The sequence below is a fragment of the Pantoea sp. USMM079 genome (assembly GCF_037153115.1).
In the GTDB taxonomy this organism is placed as follows: Bacteria; Pseudomonadota; Gammaproteobacteria; order Enterobacterales; family Enterobacteriaceae; genus Pantoea; species Pantoea communis.
This window is the reverse complement of record NZ_JBBCKX010000001.1, coordinates 192,305-209,086: the sequence shown is the minus strand read 5'-3', so window position 1 is coordinate 209,086 and position 16,782 is coordinate 192,305. Positions and strand designations below refer to the sequence as shown.

Here is a 16,782-nt window from a genome sequence, read left to right as displayed (position 1 = left end):
GCGAAACGGCTGCGGTTTTAATAAAAAATTTTTAACTGTTGCCTTTGTGACAGTGTTCAAAAAATTATCGCTTATTTTCACCACCTTATCGCTTTCCTTACTGGGTGCAGCTTGCGTAAAGTCTGCTAACGTTATTGATGAGCCCTCCTTGTCACGCGAACCTTAAAATGATTAATACAATCAAACTGTCAGATGGATTCAGACGCAATTTCGTTCGGGAAGTGATTTTGCCTTTGGTGGCGATTTTAGTTTTAACCTTTGCCGGAGCAGGTGTTGGCTTGTTCTGGGGCACCTCGCTGAGCAATGAACAGGCTCGCGATCAACAGCAACGCATGATTGAGGCCTCCTTTAGCCAAAGTTTGAATGAACATTTGCGTCAGCTGCGCAGTTTGACTCGCTGGTCGCCTCTCGCTGACCAATTGGCGTTGGGCGTGCCGGATCAGAACTGGTTAGATCAAAATATCGGCGGCTGGCTTTATGACATGTTTGACCACCAGTTGATTCTGCTGATGGATCGTAACAATCAGCCACTGGCGGTCTGGCGTGAGGGTAAACGCGTATCCAGTGACAGCGTAGGGCAATACCTTAAAGACATGCTGGCCAGTCCGCTCGTGGTGAGCAGCGATGAGGTGGCGGGTCCCAGCGATCGCGCCGATTTCGTGCGCATTGGGCAACGTGCCGCGGCCCTGGCCGTTGGCGATATCAGCAGCACCCGTGAAGCAGGCCGCTATCGATTAGTGAGTATCAAATTCCTCGATGATGGCTATTTACGTAATCTGGCGGATCGCAGCCAGCTGCAGCAGCTGCATTTTAGCGATGGCGCGCCGCAGCCCGGAACAGATGCACTCTACCAACTGAATTCACAGCAAGGCGATGCCGTGGGTTACCTGAGCTGGCTACCGGATAAACCCGGTGCGCAGATGTTGCGCATGCTCGGCCCTTCAACACTGTTATCCGTGCTGCTGATTACCCTGCTCTGTCTGTTTATGGTCAGGCGCATCTGGACCTCCTCTCTCAATCTGTCGCAATCTTTGCTTAAGCTCGGTGCCAGTGAAGCGCAAGCGCAGCATCTGGCTTTTCACGATGTGCTGACCGGGTTGCCGAATCGGGCGCTGGTGGAAGATCGGCTGACCCAGGCGCTGGCGGCATCCGCCCGGCACGATCAGCGTGTGGCGCTGCTGTTGCTTGATCTCGATCGCTTTAAAAACATCAATGATACCTATGGTCATCATGCGGGTGATGAGTTGATCATTGAGGTGGCGCGCCGCCTCACGCACATCTTGCGTGCCAGCGATACCGTAGGACGCATCGGTGGGGATGAATTTATTGTGATGATGCCGGACGTCGATAACATCGGTCAGGTGCAGGCATTGGCAAAACGCATTATCAGTGAGCTGAGTGAAGCCTATGAGCTGCAAGGCAGCGAAGTCTGGGTTGGGGTCAGCATCGGGCTGGCGCTGGCCCCTAAAGATGGCATTGACCGTATGGAGCTGATGCGTAAAGCGGACATCGCGCTCTATGAGGCGAAAAACAGTGGTCGCGGCCAGTATCGCCAGTTCGAAAAAGTGATGGATGAATCGCTGCGCACCCGCCAGCAGATGGCGACGGATTTACGTCAGGCGCTGGTCAATTTCGATGGCCTGCGCGTGTGGTATCAACCCCTGATGGAGATCAGCGGACAGCGTGTGGTGGGATTAGAAGCCCTGCTGCGCTGGCAGCATCCGGTACGTGGTGATGTCTCGCCGGGTGACTTTATCGCCATCGCCGAAGAGACCGGGATGATCATTCCGCTGGGCGAATGGGTATTACGTGAAGCCTGTAAAACCTCACTGAAATTGCCGCAGGTGATTGTGGCGGTCAACGTTTCTCCCGTGCAGTTCCGCGCCAGTGGCTTTGTGGAGCGCATCGTTGAAATTGTGCGTGAAGAAGGCGCCAATCCGCATCATATGGAACTGGAGATCACCGAAGGCGTATTGATTGAGGATGAGCACGAAGCGCGCAATAACATCATCGCGCTGCGTGAGGCCGGTTTCCGGATTGCGCTGGATGATTTTGGCACCGGTTATTCCAGCCTCAACTATCTCAGCACGTTCCCGGTCGACAAAATCAAGATTGATCGCTCCTTCACCCAATCACTGGGCGTGGCGCAAAATTCTGCGGCAATCGTTGAATCCGTGGTGCGTCTGGGTCACGCCATGGGCTTAACGGTGACCGCTGAAGGGGTCGAAACCGAAGGCCAGAAAATGGCGCTGGCCGATGCGGGATGTAATCAGCTGCAGGGATATCTGTTCAGCCAGGCCGTACCGTTTGAAGAGATTGAAAAGATGATATAAATGCCCAGCGGGAGGAAAGTGTTCCGCCCTGCGGGCATTGACGTCAAAACCGCGCCGCTCGCGTTTAATCCGGTTAGCGGTGGCGGCGCGATCTACCCTGCACCAGGGTTATGACGGAAAATCTGTATCAATCGACGTCTGTTTCCAGTCTTCGATCTGCGCCAGGCGCTCTTTCAACTTATTGGTCACCGCCTCATAACCCCATGCGCCCATCACCAAATGGCGCGGAGGATTGTCATGTTCGGTGATGGCAATCATCGCCGTGGCCGCGCGAGCCGGATCGCCCGCCTGGGTGCCGCTGTATTCGGAAGTGGCTTTCATGCGCGCCGCCGCCGTATCGGCATATTCCGGTAAGGTGCTTGGCGTCTGGTGCAGTGAACGCCCCGCCCAATCCGTGCGGAATGGCCCCGGCTCGACACAAGTGACATGGATGCCTAAAGGCGCCGCTTCCACCGCCAGGGAATCAGACCAGCCTTCCACCGCGTGTTTGCTGGCCGAATAGTAGCCTGAACTGGCAAAGCCAATAAATCCGGCCACTGAGGTGATATTGATCACGTGCCCGCGACGCTGTTTGCGCATCGCCGGTAATACCGCACGCGTTAAGGCAAACAGGCCAAAGACGTTGGCATCGAATTGATCACGGATCTCGCGATCATCACCCTCTTCGACTGAACTCTGATAGCCGTAACCCGCATTGTTAACCAGCACATCAATGGTACCGAATTTCTCCAGCGCCGCGTGAACCGCGTGATCGATACTGTTCTGATCGGTCACATCCAGTGCCACCGCAAGGGCGTTGTCATGCCCCGCCACCAAATCCTGCACTTTCGCCGGGTCACGCGCGGTCACCACGGTGTGAAAGCCGCGCGCAATGGTCTGCTGCGCCAGCTCCCGGCCAAAGCCGGTTGAACAACCAGAAATAAACCAAACGGGCGTGTTTGCTGAAGCCATAGTGACATCCTCTTAAATGCGCCTGATGAACCGTCATCGGGCAACAAAAGACTATGGCAAAGCCTGAAGCTGAATATTAGCGCTTAGTGCGACCGGTTCATCATCGCCGGATAGCGCTGGTGCAGATTTTGAAAGATAGCCTGCATCTGCGCGTCAAGTGCTGCCGGTTGCGCATTCGCTGTGGCACCCTCAAGTGCTGCCGATTGTGTATCTACTACGACTGCTTCAAGTGCTGCCGTTTGGGTATAGGCTGCGACCGCTTCAAGTGCTGTCGGTTGGGCACCTGCCGCCACGGCGTCAAACACCTGCTGCTTGAGGAAATGTCTCCAACTGATGGGTGCGGCAGCCAGAAACGCCGTGAGCAAAGCATAGCGCGCCGGTGTCCAAAGCTGTTCAAATGCCGTGCGGGCCGGGCCGTGATCAAAATGCTGCCGGGCTTCGCGCTGCATCTCAGCGCGTAAACGCGCAGTGGTGACCTCATCCACCTCATCATCGATGATCGCCACGCCATAGCTATCACGTGCTACTTGCACTGAAACAAATCCGCAGCGCACATCCTGCAGCACCGCCGCCGGCTCGCGTTCCACCGGCAGGCCATAGCCGCCCGCGCCCGGCCCGCGCACCTCAACGATATCACCCGGCTGGCAACAAATGACATCGGTGTTGCCGTGTTCAATGACCTTGCCGTTGCGCAGCGTGCGGAAGTGCGACAATGCCCCTGACTCACCGCCCAGCACGCCAGCCGAAGCGAACACTGACCGGTTGCGATTGCGCGCCGTTACCGTGGTGTTGGGCGCGGTAATTTCAAACGCCATCTCCGTGGCCAGACCGCCGCGATAGCGCCCGGCACCGGCACTGTCCGCCGCCAGCCCATAGCGATGGAAATGGATGGGGACTTCTGCCTCGTTGATCTCAATAGGCGTGTTTTTCAGAAACGCCGATAACCCGCCAGAACCATCCGGGCCATCATGACGTGGCGTTCCGCCCGCGCCACCGCCGACAGGCCCTAGCGAGGCCACGACGCTGCGGTTCTGACTATCGCTGGTACGAATATTCATGATTGAGTTGCCGCCGGGTGAGTTAGCCGGTAAGCGATCGGGCAATGCCTGGGAGAACACGCCAATGGTGGCGATCTGCGACAACGCGCAGGTCAGCGAACGCATGCCTACCGCTGCAGGCGCTTCACAGTTCATTACGGTGCCCGGCGGCAGGATGGCGCGCGTCGGGCGTAAGGTGCCCGCATTAAGCAGCAGATGGCGATCCAGCGTTGAGAGCACATAAGTCACACCCACCAGCGCCAGCGGATGCCGTTCACGGCCGCCGGTGGGCATATTCAGCGAGGAGGCCAGCTGCGGATCGCTGCCGGTGTAATCCAGTTCCAGCGTGTCGCCGCTAATGCGCAGCGTGATCGCCACGCGGCACGGATAGCCGCCTTCACCATCTTCGTCGGCAAAGTCAGCATAGAAGTATTCACCATCCGGAATGGTGGCGATAATGCTGCGCGCCTGCGCTTCGGCGTAGTCCAGAATGCCTTCAATGCCCTGCAGGAAATCCTCAATACCGAAACGCGCGATGATGTCATGGATCTTACGCTCGCCCACGTTTACCGAAGCAATCTGCGCTTTGAAATCCCCCCAGTTTTGCTCTGGTACACGCACGTTGAGGCGCATAATGCTGGCGACTTCTTCATTCAACTCACCGTTGCGCACAATCTTGAGTGGCGGAATGCGAATGCCCTCCTGCACGATATCGGTCAGCGAGCGCGACAGCGAAGCCGGCACCGCACCGCCCACGTCGGTGTTGTGAATATGACCCACCACAAAACAGACAATTTCACCGTTATGGAACACCGGCTTCCAGATGTGGATATCCGGCGAGTGGGTGGCCACATTGCCCGCATACGAATCATTGGTGATGCAGATATCGCCCTCTTCGTAATGATCGATTAACGCCAGCACCGGGCCGTAATCGATGCCGCTGTACCAGGGCGCGCCAAAGCTGCGTGGCGAAGCGAACGCCATGCCGTCACGGCTGACAATCTGACAGGAAAAATCTTCGGTCTCTTTAACGAAAGTGGAGTGCGCGGTGCGCATCAGCGTAAACGCCATCGCATCGGCCGCAGCGGCACAATAGTTCGCGAGAATTTGCAGGTTACGTCCGTTAATGGCCATATTAGTTTGCCTCCACAGGCGTAATCAGCAAGTTGCCAAAGGTATCGACATCCACCTGCATCTGCGGTGGAACGCAGGTGGTACAGTCATCCTGTGCGATGATCACCGGTCCGTTGAGATGATGCCCGGCCCGCAGACTGGCACGCACCACCACATCCACCTGATGCGATGCGCCATCAATCCAGGCACTGACACGTTTCGCAACGGCAACGGGCTCGGTCGCGTCGGGTAAGATATTGAGCGTCGGCTTCGATGTGGGCGAGGCGATCACTAAACGCAGGTTGATAATCTGCACGGGTGCATTGGCATCACAGTGACCAAATAGCAGCTGATGCTGGCGGTCAAAGGCCTCGTGCAAGGCCGCCACGTTGGCCTGCGCCAGCCACTCTGGCTGTAGCGCGACTTCGATCTCAAACGACTGACCGCGATAGCGCATATCAGCGCTGTAGTGCAAGGTGAATGGCATATCAGTGCCGTGTTGCTCGCACAGCCAGCCGCGTGCGCGTTGGCTCAGACCTTCCGCTTCCGTTGCCAGCGCATCCGCCAGCGTCGCGTCCAGATCGCTATAAAGCGTGCGGATAAAATCATTGCGGATATCCGCCACTAACCCTCCCAGCGCAGACAGCACGCCCGGCGTAGGCGGCACGATCACTCCTTTCATATTGAGTTCGCGGGCGAGGAAACACCCCATCATCGGGCCCGCGCCGCCAAAGGCGAGGAACCAAAATTCACGCGGATCCAACCCAAACCGCGACAGCAGTCCGCTGGTATCACCGTACATACTGGAGATCGCCAGCTCGATGGCGGTTTCCGCCGTCTCTTCCACCGTGATACCCAGTTGATCTGCCAGCGGTTGCCAGGCAGCACGTGCAGCAGCAATATCGACTTTCACCGCGTTGTAACCGAGATCGCCATGACCGATCATGCCACAGGCGGCAAAAGCATCGGTCGCCGTCGGTTGCGTCCCTCCACGCTGGAAACACACCGGCCCGGGCAGCGATCCGGCGCTATCCGGGCCCATCTGCAGCACGCCCTGGTTATCGATCCACGCCAGCGAGCCGCCACCCTGCCCCACCGAGGTGACTGCCACTGACGGAATATAAATCGGGAAATCACCGATGATTTCACCGTTGCCCTGCGCCACTTGCCCATCGACGATCACCGCCACGTCCGCGCTGGTGCCGCCAATATCAAGACTCAGGATCTTGTCGAAACCACAAGCGCTGGCAAGAAAGCTGGCACCGATCACCCCTGAAGCCGTGCCGGACAACACCATCTGCACACATTCACTTTTCGCCTGCTCCACGCCCATCACGCCACCATTGGACTTGGTGATACGCGGCGGAGGCTTAACGCCCATGGTGTGCAACGCCTGTTCAAACGATTCCAGGTAGTGAATCACCATCGGCTGCACATAGGCATTAATGGTGGCGGTGATAGTCCGTTCATATTCGCGAATGATCGGCCAGATGTCGGCGGAGCAAGAGGTGAGCAGTTCAGGCGCCACCTCGTCGATAATGGCTTTGACTGCTGCTTCGTTGTGGCGATTGCGATAACTGTGTAACAGCGACACCACAATGCCCTGACAACCCGCCGCACGCGCCTGATCAATGGCATCCAGCACACTTTGCCGATCCACTGGCTGCAACACGGTGCCGTGGCGGTCCGTTCGCTCTTTGATGGCAAACACCCGATCGCGGGTAATCAATGGTGCCGGACGTCGCGAAAAGAGATCGTGAATATGAGGAATTTTGAGACGCGCCAGCTCCAGCACATCACAAAATCCTTCGGTGGCAAACAGCGCCAACCGCACGCCACGTCGCTGAATGACCGCGTTGATGCCCACGGTGGTGCCGTGGGTAAAATAGTCAATATGCTGGGGTTCAATCCCGTCACGCTGCTGCAACTGCGACAGCCCGGTGAGGATTTCGCTGCCGGGCTGATCCGGTCGCGACAGGACTTTTAAGGTATGAATCTGATGAGTCTGTTCATTCAGCACGGCAAAATCCGTAAAGGATCCGCCAATATCAACGCCAACGCGGTAACCCATGGTGAGCAAGCTCCGTTATCAGGAGAGAGGAAATTCCATCAGTTTTTGCGGATCCTGCACCACACGCCAGCCAAGGCGCTGATACAGCTGATGGGCATCATTAGTAGAGAGCATCCAGCGGTGCACCGTGGCCAGCTCCGGGTGCGCACGCACACAGGTCGCCAGCCAGCTGCCCAGTCCATGGCCCCGCCAGTTTTCATCGATCATCACATCGCACAGCCAGCCAAATCGAGTGTAATCCGTCACCAGTCGCGCGAAGCCAATCTGCTGTTGCTGATGGTAAACACCAAATGGCAACGAACCGGCAAAAGCGCGCTCGGTTTTGGCGCGTGGCTGCGCGTTGGCCCAGTAAGACTTCTCAGTCAATTGCTGGTGGATGTAATCCATATCAAGGCGCTGGCGATCGGTAGAGATGGTGAACTCGTCGCGCTGCCATTGATGATCGGCAAGGGTTAAAGCGGTCATGGCAACTCCTTGTAAAGCGATAAATTGAGTGTACGGATATGCAGGCACAGGACGCGCGTGAAGCCACGACCGGAACAGTAAAGATAAAGGGAATTTACGGCAGAGAAGAAATTTTATGCTGTGGCAAATGCGTTCGGAGGTTTAGGGGCGAATAGTGAAGTGGAAACAATACCTTCTCCCTGTCTGGGAGAAGGTCAGGATGGGGTCAATTACACACTAAAATCCACAGAATTATGCTTAGCAATCAGCGATCGCAATGGAACGGTGCTTTTCATAATCGGGGATTTAATCACGATATAGCTGAAGTACTTATCGATGCCGATTTGTGCGTCCAGCATCTTCTCAATCACTTCCTGGTAGTGCTCGATGCTGCGGGTAATAAAGCGCAGCAAATAGTCGTAGCCGCCGGTAATCAGATGGCACTCCATCAGCTCATCCACGTCGCGAACCGAATTTTCGAATTTCATAAAATCTTCGCGTCGATGGCCCGAGAGCGTGACCTCGGTGAACACCGTAACGGAATCGGTAATTTTGGTCAGATTGATATGGGCTTCATAGCCGGTAATAAATCCAGCCTGCTCCAGGCGCTTCACCCGTTGCAAACAAGGGCTGGGCGAAAGTCCTACGGCGTCGGCGAGATTGACGTTGCTGATACGGCCATCTTTTTGTAGTTGCACCAGGATGTTGATGTCGATGCGGTCGAGTTTCATTAAGCCGTTCATAGCACCCCTCATTGTTGACCAATCGCGCAGGCTGATACGATGGTATATCACGCTTTGACGTGACGGCGCTAGCGACTTCCGCACGCCACGTCATTCATTGGTCGAGTCAATAATTCCAGAGATATCAATGAGGAAGCCGGATTTATCCCAGGCGACCACTGGCGCGGGCCAGCGCAATATCAAAGATATGTAACGCTTCTTCCAGCTGAGAATCTGTGGTCACCAGTGGCGCGAGGAAGCGCACCACGTTGCGATGCAGGCCACACTTGATCAACAGCAGGCCTTCCTGACAGGCGCAGTCGAGGATTTTCTGCGTCATCGCAGCGTCAGGACGTTTGGTTTCGAAGTCGATGATCTCCACCGCCTGCATAAAGCCCACGCCACGTACTTCACCAATGCAGGCATATTTCTCCGCCAGCTGTTGCAGACGTGCATTCAGCTGTTCACCCAGCTGATTGCTGCGCGCCAGCAGATTGTCGTTTTCCAGCAGGTCCAGCACCGCCAGCGCCGCCGCACAGCCCAGCGCGTTACCGCCATAGGTGCCGCCAAGACCGCCCGGCAAAGGCGCATCCATGATGGCTGCTTTGCCGACTACGCCGGAAATCGGCAGACCGCCCCCCAGACTCTTCGCCACGGTCACCAGATCCGGTGTAATGCCCAGTTGCTCGAAGGCAAACAGCGTACCGGTGCGACCAAATCCGGTCTGCACTTCATCGAGAATCAGCACGATTCCGTGTTTTTCGGTAATGCGACGCAGCGCTTGCATAAAGTTCGCACCCGCTGGCAGGAAGCCACCGTCGCCCTGAACAGGCTCGATGATGATTGCTGCCACACGCTCCGGCAGGATCTGCACGGCGAACAACTGTTCCAGCGCTTGCAGGCAGTCATCATCGCTGACGCCATGGAAGGCATTAGGATAAGGCAGGCGATACACCTCTGAGGCGAACGGGCCGAAGTTCTGTTTATACGGCTGGCTCATCCCCGTCAGGGTACAGCCTAGCAACGTACGCCCATGGAAGGCACCATCAAACGCGATAATGCCGCTGCGGTTGGTGTGCGCACGGGCAATTTTCACCGCATTTTCTACCGCTTCCGCCCCGCTGGTGAAGAACACGCTTTTGAAATCTTCACCTTTGCCGACCAGCGTATTCAGCCGCTGCGCCAGCTCGATATAGCCCGGGTAGGCAACGACCTGGAAACAGGCGTGTGACACCAGCCCAAGCTGTTTTGTCACCGCATTCACTACCGCCGGATGGTTATGGCCCACATTAAGCACCCCAATCCCGCCGACAAAATCGAGATAGCGATTGCCCTCGACATCCCACACTTCACTGCCTTTTGCCCGCTCAATCACCAACGGATGCGCGGTGACCACACCACGCGGCACGTTCTGTTCACGTGCATCCAGTAACAGGCCGTTATCGCTATACGTTTGCTGCTCCGCCATGACATTCTGCATTTTCAAAATCCTCATCCACGTAACGTTCGGTTGGCTCAAGTATCGCAACCCGTTGGTTTCTCACGCTGCCGTAATCAGCAAAGCAGCGGCATTTCGTTTCAAAATCTTCTGCCAATCAGCAGGGAAATTCTGCACGCAGCGCGTGGCGGGCGATGGCCGTCAAAGTCTGAATACCGTGCGGGATCAGTGCATCGTTGAAGTCGTAAGATGAATGGTGCAACGGCTGGCTGGGTGCCGATCCGATCCACAGATAAGCCCCCGTTCTGGCCTGCAACATAAAGGCAAAATCTTCCGAGGTGAGAGCAGGCTGTCTGGCTTGTTCAGCAGGGAAGCCCGCCTCACGCAGGGCATCCAGCGCCAGTTGTGCAGCACCCGCATGATTGACCGTGGCCGGGTAATAACGCAGATAGCTTACCTCTGCCTGCAGACCGTGCGCCGCCGTGACATATTGCGCCATTTCACGCAGGCGGCTTTCAATGATGTCCTGCGCCGCCGGGCTGAACGTACGTACCGTGCCGGTAATACTGGCCTCCGCCGGAATCATGTTGTGTGAGAAACCGCCCTGCATGCGCGTCACCGTCAGCAAACCCGGCTCGCACGGGTCAAGTGCGCGCGCCACCAGCGTATTGAGCTGCACCACCAATTCACTGGTGGCCAGCAAGGTGTCACGCGTCAGGTGTGGCTGTGCAGCATGACCGCCACCGCCCTTTACCGTGATATCAAAACGGTCCGCCGCCGCCATGATGGCACCCGGCCGCGTCTGCACTTCGCCCAGAGGCAGTTCAGGCCAGTTATGCAGGGCAAATACCGCATCGCAAGGAAATTGCTGGAACAGGCCGTCATCGATCATCGCTTTCGCGCCGGCTAAACCTTCTTCCGCTGGCTGGAAGATAAACACCAGCGTGCCGTCAAAATCGCCCTGCTGAGCCAACTGGATAGCCGCGCCCAGCAGCATCACCGTGTGACCATCGTGACCGCAGGCGTGGCAGACATTGTCATGCACACTTTTCCACGGCTGGGTGCCGTTATCCTGCATCGGCAGCGCATCCATGTCCGCGCGCAGACCTATCATGCGCGGTCTATTTCCACGTTTCAGCACACCGACCACGCCGGTTTTACCCAGGCCGCGATGCACCTCAATGCCGTGCTCTTGCAGCACCTGCGCCACGATGTCGCTGGTGCGCGTTTCCTGATAGCCCAGTTCGGGATGGGCGTGCAGATCCCGTCGCAGAGCGACTAATTGATCCAGTTGCATATCAGTATCCCCGGTTACGATCGATAAGGCCGACCATGGGTTCGCCACGTTGATAGCGGCGCAGGTTATCGAGTAGCGCAGCCACCGCGCTGTCGGTTTGCGTCTGGCTGGCAATGTGCGGTGTGAGCCAGATCGCCGGATGCTGCCAGAAAGGATGCTCTGGCGGTAAAGGTTCGGGATCGGTCACATCGAGCACGGCAGCGCTCAATTGTCCGCTGGCCAGTGCCGTGAGCAGATCGTCATGATTTAACTGCGGGCCACGCCCCACCTGTACCAGTGCGGCTCCGGCAGGTAACTGCGCAAACAGCTCAGAGTTGAGTAAACCGCGCGTGTTGTCAGTCAACGGCAGCAAACACACCAGAATGTCGCTGTGTGCCAGAAACTCAGCCAATTGCTCAGCGCCATGCCAGCAGCGCACGCCCTCGAGTTCACGCGGTGTCCGGCTCCAGCCAGCACACTCAAACCCTAATGACACCAGCTGCTGCAAAGATGCCTGGCCGAGTTCGCCTAAGCCCATGACGCCCACCCGCCGCTGATTGGCGGTGCGAATCGGGTGCGTTTGCCACGTTGCTGCGCGCTGTTGCTGGAAATAGCGCGGCATATCACGATGCAACCCTAGCACGGCAAAAGTGACGTACTCCACCATGCCTTGCGTCAGGCCGGGTTCGATCATGCGCACCACCGGCAAATCGGGCGGCAGTTGGCTGAGATCGAACTGATCGGCCCCCGCGCCCACCGACAGTAGCGCTTTGAGATTAGGGAAGGTCGCCATGACATCTTCTGGCGGTTGCCAGGCCACCAGCAGTTCAACCTGTTCTGCGTCACCCACATCCGGCCAGATATGCAGCTGCACATCCGGTGCATGTTCAGCCAGCCAGCGCTGCCAGTGGGCTCCACGCGTGGCTTCCGATTTATAGACGATATGCATCACGCCATCGCCTGGGTCATCAACCCAAACGCCTGCATCTCACCGGCTTGCGGTGACCAAGGCGTTCCCCGATACATGGTGGTGGGCGCGTCAACCTTGACCAGCCCCAGTTTTTCCAGCCAGCTCGCCAGCGGTAAAGCCGCATCGGTATCGATGCGCACGAACTCGCCGCGTAAACCCTGCATCAGCGCGGCAATTAACGCCTGTGCCACCTCGATATTGCGCGCAATCACCGGGCCAATTGCCCAGCCGTGACCAAATCGGCGCAGGCTGGCAAACCCTTGCACCCGCTGCTGCGCGTCATGCAGCAATACCGTTTGATGGTCAGCGATCAGCGTTTGCATCAACTGTGGACGCCACATACCGTGAGCCTGATGGTCTAATTCGGTGAGTAGATCGACGTCATTCGCCTCGGCATTACGCAGCGTTAAACCGGTGGGGATACTCACCGCAGGCACCGCTGCCAGCTCACGTGTCTGGTGCTGTTGGATGGTGCCCGTCACCTTGTAGCCGAGCTTCTGATACAGCCCCTGCCCCATTTCTGTGGCATGTAAACGAATCACGGCGTCCGGGAATTTTTCCATCACGGCCAGCATCAGCTGCTTACCAATGCCGCGCCCCTGGCAGGTGGGATTCACCACCACCAGACCAATGGTTGCGGCGTGTTCACCCCAACGCCAGCCAAAGGCGCTGCCAACAAATTTGCCCTGCTCTTCAGCGACCACGCCTTCACCCAATGCCAACGCCTGCTGCCAGTCTTCACGACGATGCGGCCACTTGAGCTGTTGGGTGATGGCATAGCCGTGTTCAATATCGTCCTGCGTCATGGCGCGTAATGTGATCATCTGCTGCTCCTTTCTTGTAAAACACACCCGCGACGTAGCGGCGCAATCTGCTGCGCGAGCGGTTTCGCCATTAAGATGTGCGATTTATCGCATCGCTACGAATGCCGTGATATTTATTCTGCTTTAAGCACTTCTTCGTGCTCATCCAACCAACCCTGTCGCAGCTCCGGCACCGCCCGTTTAAGACGTTCGAAGTACAGCTCACTGGTCGGCTTATCATATTCAGCGCGGGAAATCTGCGTGACGATGCGGCCTGACTTCATCACCACGATATCATCGCAAACGGCGCGCACGGCATGCATATCATGGCTGATAAACAGCACCGACAGTCCCAACTCACGACGCAGTTCGCTGATCAAATCCAGTACGGCGGCGGCGACCACCGTATCTAATGCCGATGTCACTTCATCGCACAGAATCAGATCCGGCTCCGCCGCAAGGGCACGAGCCAGATTCACACGCTGCTTCTGCCCACCGGACAGCGCCCATGGGCGGCGCCACAACACTGAGCGCGGTAATTTGACCAGGTCCAGTAACTGATGCAGACGCCGCTCAAGATCGGCCCCTTTCAGACCGTGGAACAGCACGAGCGGGCGAGTAAGAATACGTTCCACGTTGTGAGCCGGGTTCAGCGCGGTATCCGCCATCTGGAACACATACTGGATCCGCCGTAGTTCGTTATCCGGGCGTTTGTGCATGTCGCCATTGATGTAGTGACCATTAAACAGAATATGACCGTGACTCGGGGCATTAAGGCCGGCAATCGCATGCGCCAGCGTGGTTTTACCCGAACCCGACTCGCCGATAATGCCAATCGCTTGCCCTTTCCACAGCTTGAGATTGATATCTTCCAGAATCAGCGTTTTCGGTTTGCCCTCACTGTCACGCGGGCCATAACCGGCGCTGAGATCACGCACTTCCATCAGCGGCTGTGCATCAGCCTCTGCACAGGTCCAGCTACTCTCGCGCTCTTTCTGACGAGCGGCATCCATCAGCAGTTGGGTATATTCAGCCTGCGGCGCACCAATCAGCCGCTCTGTGGAACCATATTCCGCCATTTTTCCGCGCAGCAGCACCAGAATTCGATCCGCCATCTGCGCCACTACCGCCAGATCGTGACTGACATAGATGGCCGTAACGCCGCGCTGAGCCACTACGCGACGAAACGCTTTTAGCACTTCAACCTGTGTCGTGACATCCAGGGCGGTGGTCGGCTCGTCGAGGATCACCACATCCGGATCGCCGATCAGCGCCATGGCCGTCATCAGACGTTGCAGCTGTCCGCCAGAGACCTGATGCGGGAAACGGTCGCCAATGGTGTCAGGATTCGGCAATGCCAGCTCGCGAAACAGCGTGATCGCCTTCTCTTTGGCGGCTTTGCGTTTCATGGTGCCATGGATCACCACTGGCTCGATAACCTGGTCGAGAATACGCATCCCCGGGTTGAAGGAGGCTGCTGCACTTTGGGCGATGTAGGCCACTTTGTTGCCGCGAAATTCGCGCAGCTGGCCGGGCGACAGACTACGCACGTCGGTGCCCGCCAGATGAATGTTGCCCTCGGCGATGCGACAGCCGTGGCGCGCATAGCCCATCAGCGCCATGGCGATGGTGGTTTTACCCGAACCGGATTCACCGATCAGCGCCAGCACTTCGCCTTTTTGTACGGTAAAACGGATATCTGAAACCAGATCGATCTCTTCGCCCTTATCCGTCTCGGCGGTGACACGCAGGTTTTCAACGGAGATCACGGGCATGGCTGTATGGGGTGTCACGTTCATGCTCCCTCCTTCGCCAGCGTCAGCGGACGCATCTGTTGCAGGCTGTCAATAAACAGGTTGGCGCCGATGGTTAAACTGGCAATCGCCACTGCCGGCATCAATACCGCAGGCGAACCGTTAAACAGGCCTTGTAGATTTTCACGTACCAGCGTGCCCCAATCAGCATAAGGTGGTTGCACGCCTAAGCCCAGGAAGCTCAAGCCGCTGAGTAACAGCACGATATAGACAAAACGCAGGCCAAAATCGGTGAGCATCGGATGCACCATATTCGGCAGAATGTCATGGATAGCCACGTACCAGCGGCTTTCGCCACGCAGTCGTGAAGCACGGACATAATCCATATTGCGCAAACTGCTGGCCATAGCGAACGCGATACGGAACGCACCGGGCCAGTAGGTGAAGATGGCTGTCAGAATCAGCATCGGCAGCGAGGAACCAAACACGGCCACAATCATCAGCGACAGCACTTTGCCTGGCAGCACCAACATGGCATCGTTGATGCGGCCCAGCAACTCTTCGAGCCAGCGTCCTGCAACGGCGGCCAGCAGCGCCAGCAAGGTGCCGATTAAACTGGCACCCAGCGCAGCGGTCAACGCCAGCCCAATGGAGAACTTCGCGCCATACAAAATGCGGCTGAGGATATCGCGACCGAGATAATCGGTGCCCAGCAGGTTGTCAGCGGTCATCCCTCCTAGCATCGGGCCACCACCGATATCCTCTACGCTATGCGGCGCCAGTTGATTGCCGAACAGCGCCATCAGTACCCAAAACAGAGAGATTGCCAGGCCAATGCGACCGGAGATCGACAGCGACTGAAAAATTCGTACAGGAAGCAGCAAGCTATTCATCAGCTCCTCCATTTCGGGTTAAAGGCGATGGTCAGCACGTCCGCAATCAGCAGCAGCACCAGATAACAGGCGGCGAACATCATCACGCACAGCTGCACCACTGGCAGATCGCGATTACTCACGGCATCCACCAGCGCACTGGCGAGACCGGGGTAGCTGAAGATCGACTCAATAATGATCACGCCACCAAACAAGTAAGACAGGCTGAGCGAAATGGCGTTGGCAATCGGTCCCACCGCATTCGGCAGCGCATGACGCAACACGGCACGCAGCGGCGAGACCCCTTTCAGCAACGCCATCTCAAGATACGGGCTGTCGAGCTGATTAATGATCGCCGAACGCGTCATCCGTGCCATCTGCGCCACTAATACGCAGCACAACGTCAGCACCGGCAGTGCATAGGCTTTCAAATAACTGACGAGATCCATATCGGGGCTGCCAAACGACATTGCCGAGACCCAATGCAGTTTGACCGCGAAGATCAACACCGCCACGGTGGCCACCAGAAACTCCGGTACGGCCACTGTCGCCATGGTGGCGATCACCAGGAAACGATCCAGCGCTGAACCACGATTCATAGCGGCCAGAATGCCGATCACCAGCGCCAGAGGGACGCAGATCACCGTAGTGATGCCTGCCAGTTCCAGCGTGGCAGGAATACGCTGCCCCACCAGTTGCGTCACTGGCAGATGACTGGCAAACGAGGTACCAAAATCACCCTGCAACATTCCACCGAGCCAGCTGAAGTAGCGCATCAATAACGGCTGGTCGAGACCCAGCTGCTGGCGTAACGCCGCCACCGTTTCCGGCGTGGCGTTTTGCCCCAGGATCATCTGCGCGGCATCGCCGGGCAGCAGGCTGGTGATAAAAAACACCACCGCCGAGACGATAAGCAAGGTCAGGATGCCCGCACCTGCGCGCCGGGCAATCAGAAACAACATGTATCGGTTCATCGGCGTTCTCCTCTGACGGATGAC

13 protein-coding genes are annotated in these 16,782 nt (G+C 57.1%); 1 reads left to right on the top strand and 12 read right to left on the bottom strand.

What is annotated here, in order from left to right; genetic code table 11:
- Positions 1 to 167: 167 nt before the first annotated feature.
- Positions 168 to 2,333, top strand: coding sequence for a putative bifunctional diguanylate cyclase/phosphodiesterase (locus tag WFP70_RS00890; RefSeq protein WP_337022362.1), 2,166 nt, complete (start codon positions 168 to 170; stop codon positions 2,331 to 2,333).
- A gap of 108 nt (positions 2,334 to 2,441) precedes the next feature.
- Here the strand turns inward: WFP70_RS00890 and WFP70_RS00885 are convergent, their stop codons facing one another.
- The 12 genes from WFP70_RS00885 to WFP70_RS00830 form a co-directional block, all read right to left on the bottom strand.
- Positions 2,442 to 3,284 carry an oxidoreductase gene (locus WFP70_RS00885; protein ID WP_337022361.1) on the bottom strand — a complete coding sequence of 281 codons (843 nt, stop codon included), beginning with the start codon at positions 3,282 to 3,284 and terminating at the stop codon, positions 2,442 to 2,444.
- 83 nt (positions 3,285 to 3,367) lie between these two features.
- Positions 3,368 to 5,455, bottom strand: coding sequence for a hydantoinase B/oxoprolinase family protein (locus tag WFP70_RS00880; RefSeq protein WP_337022360.1), 2,088 nt, complete (start codon positions 5,453 to 5,455; stop codon positions 3,368 to 3,370).
- A 1-nt stretch (position 5,456) separates the two neighbouring features.
- Complete coding sequence (locus WFP70_RS00875) at positions 5,457 to 7,505, bottom strand: hydantoinase/oxoprolinase family protein (RefSeq protein WP_337022359.1); 2,049 nt, start codon at positions 7,503 to 7,505, stop codon at positions 5,457 to 5,459.
- Positions 7,506 to 7,523: 18 nt separating this feature from the next.
- Positions 7,524 to 7,970, bottom strand: coding sequence for a GNAT family N-acetyltransferase (locus WFP70_RS00870; protein WP_034824597.1), 447 nt, complete (start codon positions 7,968 to 7,970; stop codon positions 7,524 to 7,526).
- A 209-nt stretch (positions 7,971 to 8,179) separates the two neighbouring features.
- A complete protein-coding gene (locus WFP70_RS00865) occupies positions 8,180 to 8,692 on the bottom strand; it encodes an Lrp/AsnC family transcriptional regulator (RefSeq protein WP_034824599.1) in 513 nt (170 codons plus the stop codon).
- Between the two features lie 142 nt (positions 8,693 to 8,834).
- Positions 8,835 to 10,151 carry a 4-aminobutyrate--2-oxoglutarate transaminase gene (gabT, locus tag WFP70_RS00860; protein ID WP_337022358.1) on the bottom strand — a complete coding sequence of 439 codons (1,317 nt, stop codon included), beginning with the start codon at positions 10,149 to 10,151 and terminating at the stop codon, positions 8,835 to 8,837.
- A gap of 115 nt (positions 10,152 to 10,266) precedes the next feature.
- The gene (locus WFP70_RS00855) at positions 10,267 to 11,400 is read right to left on the bottom strand and encodes a M20 aminoacylase family protein (protein ID WP_337022719.1); all 1,134 of its coding nucleotides are present in this window, start codon (positions 11,398 to 11,400) and stop codon (positions 10,267 to 10,269) included.
- Positions 11,401 to 11,407: 7 nt separating this feature from the next.
- Positions 11,408 to 12,334 carry a 2-hydroxyacid dehydrogenase gene (locus tag WFP70_RS00850; protein ID WP_337022357.1) on the bottom strand — a complete coding sequence of 309 codons (927 nt, stop codon included), beginning with the start codon at positions 12,332 to 12,334 and terminating at the stop codon, positions 11,408 to 11,410.
- Entirely contained in the window at positions 12,334 to 13,179 is an 846-nt protein-coding gene (locus tag WFP70_RS00845; protein WP_337022356.1) for a GNAT family N-acetyltransferase, read from the bottom strand. The genes WFP70_RS00850 and WFP70_RS00845 overlap by 1 nt, the downstream gene beginning before the upstream one ends.
- Before the next feature lie 113 nt (positions 13,180 to 13,292).
- Complete coding sequence (locus WFP70_RS00840; protein ID WP_166932138.1) at positions 13,293 to 14,957, bottom strand: ABC transporter ATP-binding protein; 1,665 nt, start codon at positions 14,955 to 14,957, stop codon at positions 13,293 to 13,295.
- Positions 14,954 to 15,805 carry an ABC transporter permease gene (locus WFP70_RS00835; RefSeq protein WP_058962118.1) on the bottom strand — a complete coding sequence of 284 codons (852 nt, stop codon included), beginning with the start codon at positions 15,803 to 15,805 and terminating at the stop codon, positions 14,954 to 14,956. Before WFP70_RS00835 ends, WFP70_RS00840 begins: the two co-directional genes overlap by 4 nt.
- Entirely contained in the window at positions 15,805 to 16,758 is a 954-nt protein-coding gene (locus WFP70_RS00830; protein ID WP_337022355.1) for an ABC transporter permease, read from the bottom strand. The genes WFP70_RS00835 and WFP70_RS00830 overlap by 1 nt, the downstream gene beginning before the upstream one ends.
- Positions 16,759 to 16,782 lie beyond the last annotated feature (24 nt).

Bases quoted from the DNA above. Each gene is read 5' to 3' on its own strand.
- WFP70_RS00890 (WP_337022362.1), top strand. From the start codon at position 168: ATGATTAATACAATCAAACTGTCAGATGGATTCAGACGCAATTTCGTT.
- WFP70_RS00885 (WP_337022361.1), bottom strand. From the start codon at position 3,284: ATGGCTTCAGCAAACACGCCCGTTTGGTTTATTTCTGGTTGTTCAACC.
- WFP70_RS00880 (WP_337022360.1), bottom strand. From the start codon at position 5,455: ATGGCCATTAACGGACGTAACCTGCAAATTCTCGCGAACTATTGTGCC.
- WFP70_RS00875 (WP_337022359.1), bottom strand. From the start codon at position 7,505: ATGGGTTACCGCGTTGGCGTTGATATTGGCGGATCCTTTACGGATTTT.
- WFP70_RS00870 (WP_034824597.1), bottom strand. From the start codon at position 7,970: ATGACCGCTTTAACCCTTGCCGATCATCAATGGCAGCGCGACGAGTTC.
- WFP70_RS00865 (WP_034824599.1), bottom strand. From the start codon at position 8,692: ATGAACGGCTTAATGAAACTCGACCGCATCGACATCAACATCCTGGTG.
- gabT (WP_337022358.1), bottom strand. From the start codon at position 10,151: ATGCAGAATGTCATGGCGGAGCAGCAAACGTATAGCGATAACGGCCTG.
- WFP70_RS00850 (WP_337022357.1), bottom strand. From the start codon at position 12,334: ATGCATATCGTCTATAAATCGGAAGCCACGCGTGGAGCCCACTGGCAG.
- WFP70_RS00845 (WP_337022356.1), bottom strand. From the start codon at position 13,179: ATGATCACATTACGCGCCATGACGCAGGACGATATTGAACACGGCTAT.
- WFP70_RS00840 (WP_166932138.1), bottom strand. From the start codon at position 14,957: ATGAACGTGACACCCCATACAGCCATGCCCGTGATCTCCGTTGAAAAC.
- WFP70_RS00835 (WP_058962118.1), bottom strand. From the start codon at position 15,805: ATGAATAGCTTGCTGCTTCCTGTACGAATTTTTCAGTCGCTGTCGATC.
- WFP70_RS00830 (WP_337022355.1), bottom strand. From the start codon at position 16,758: ATGAACCGATACATGTTGTTTCTGATTGCCCGGCGCGCAGGTGCGGGC.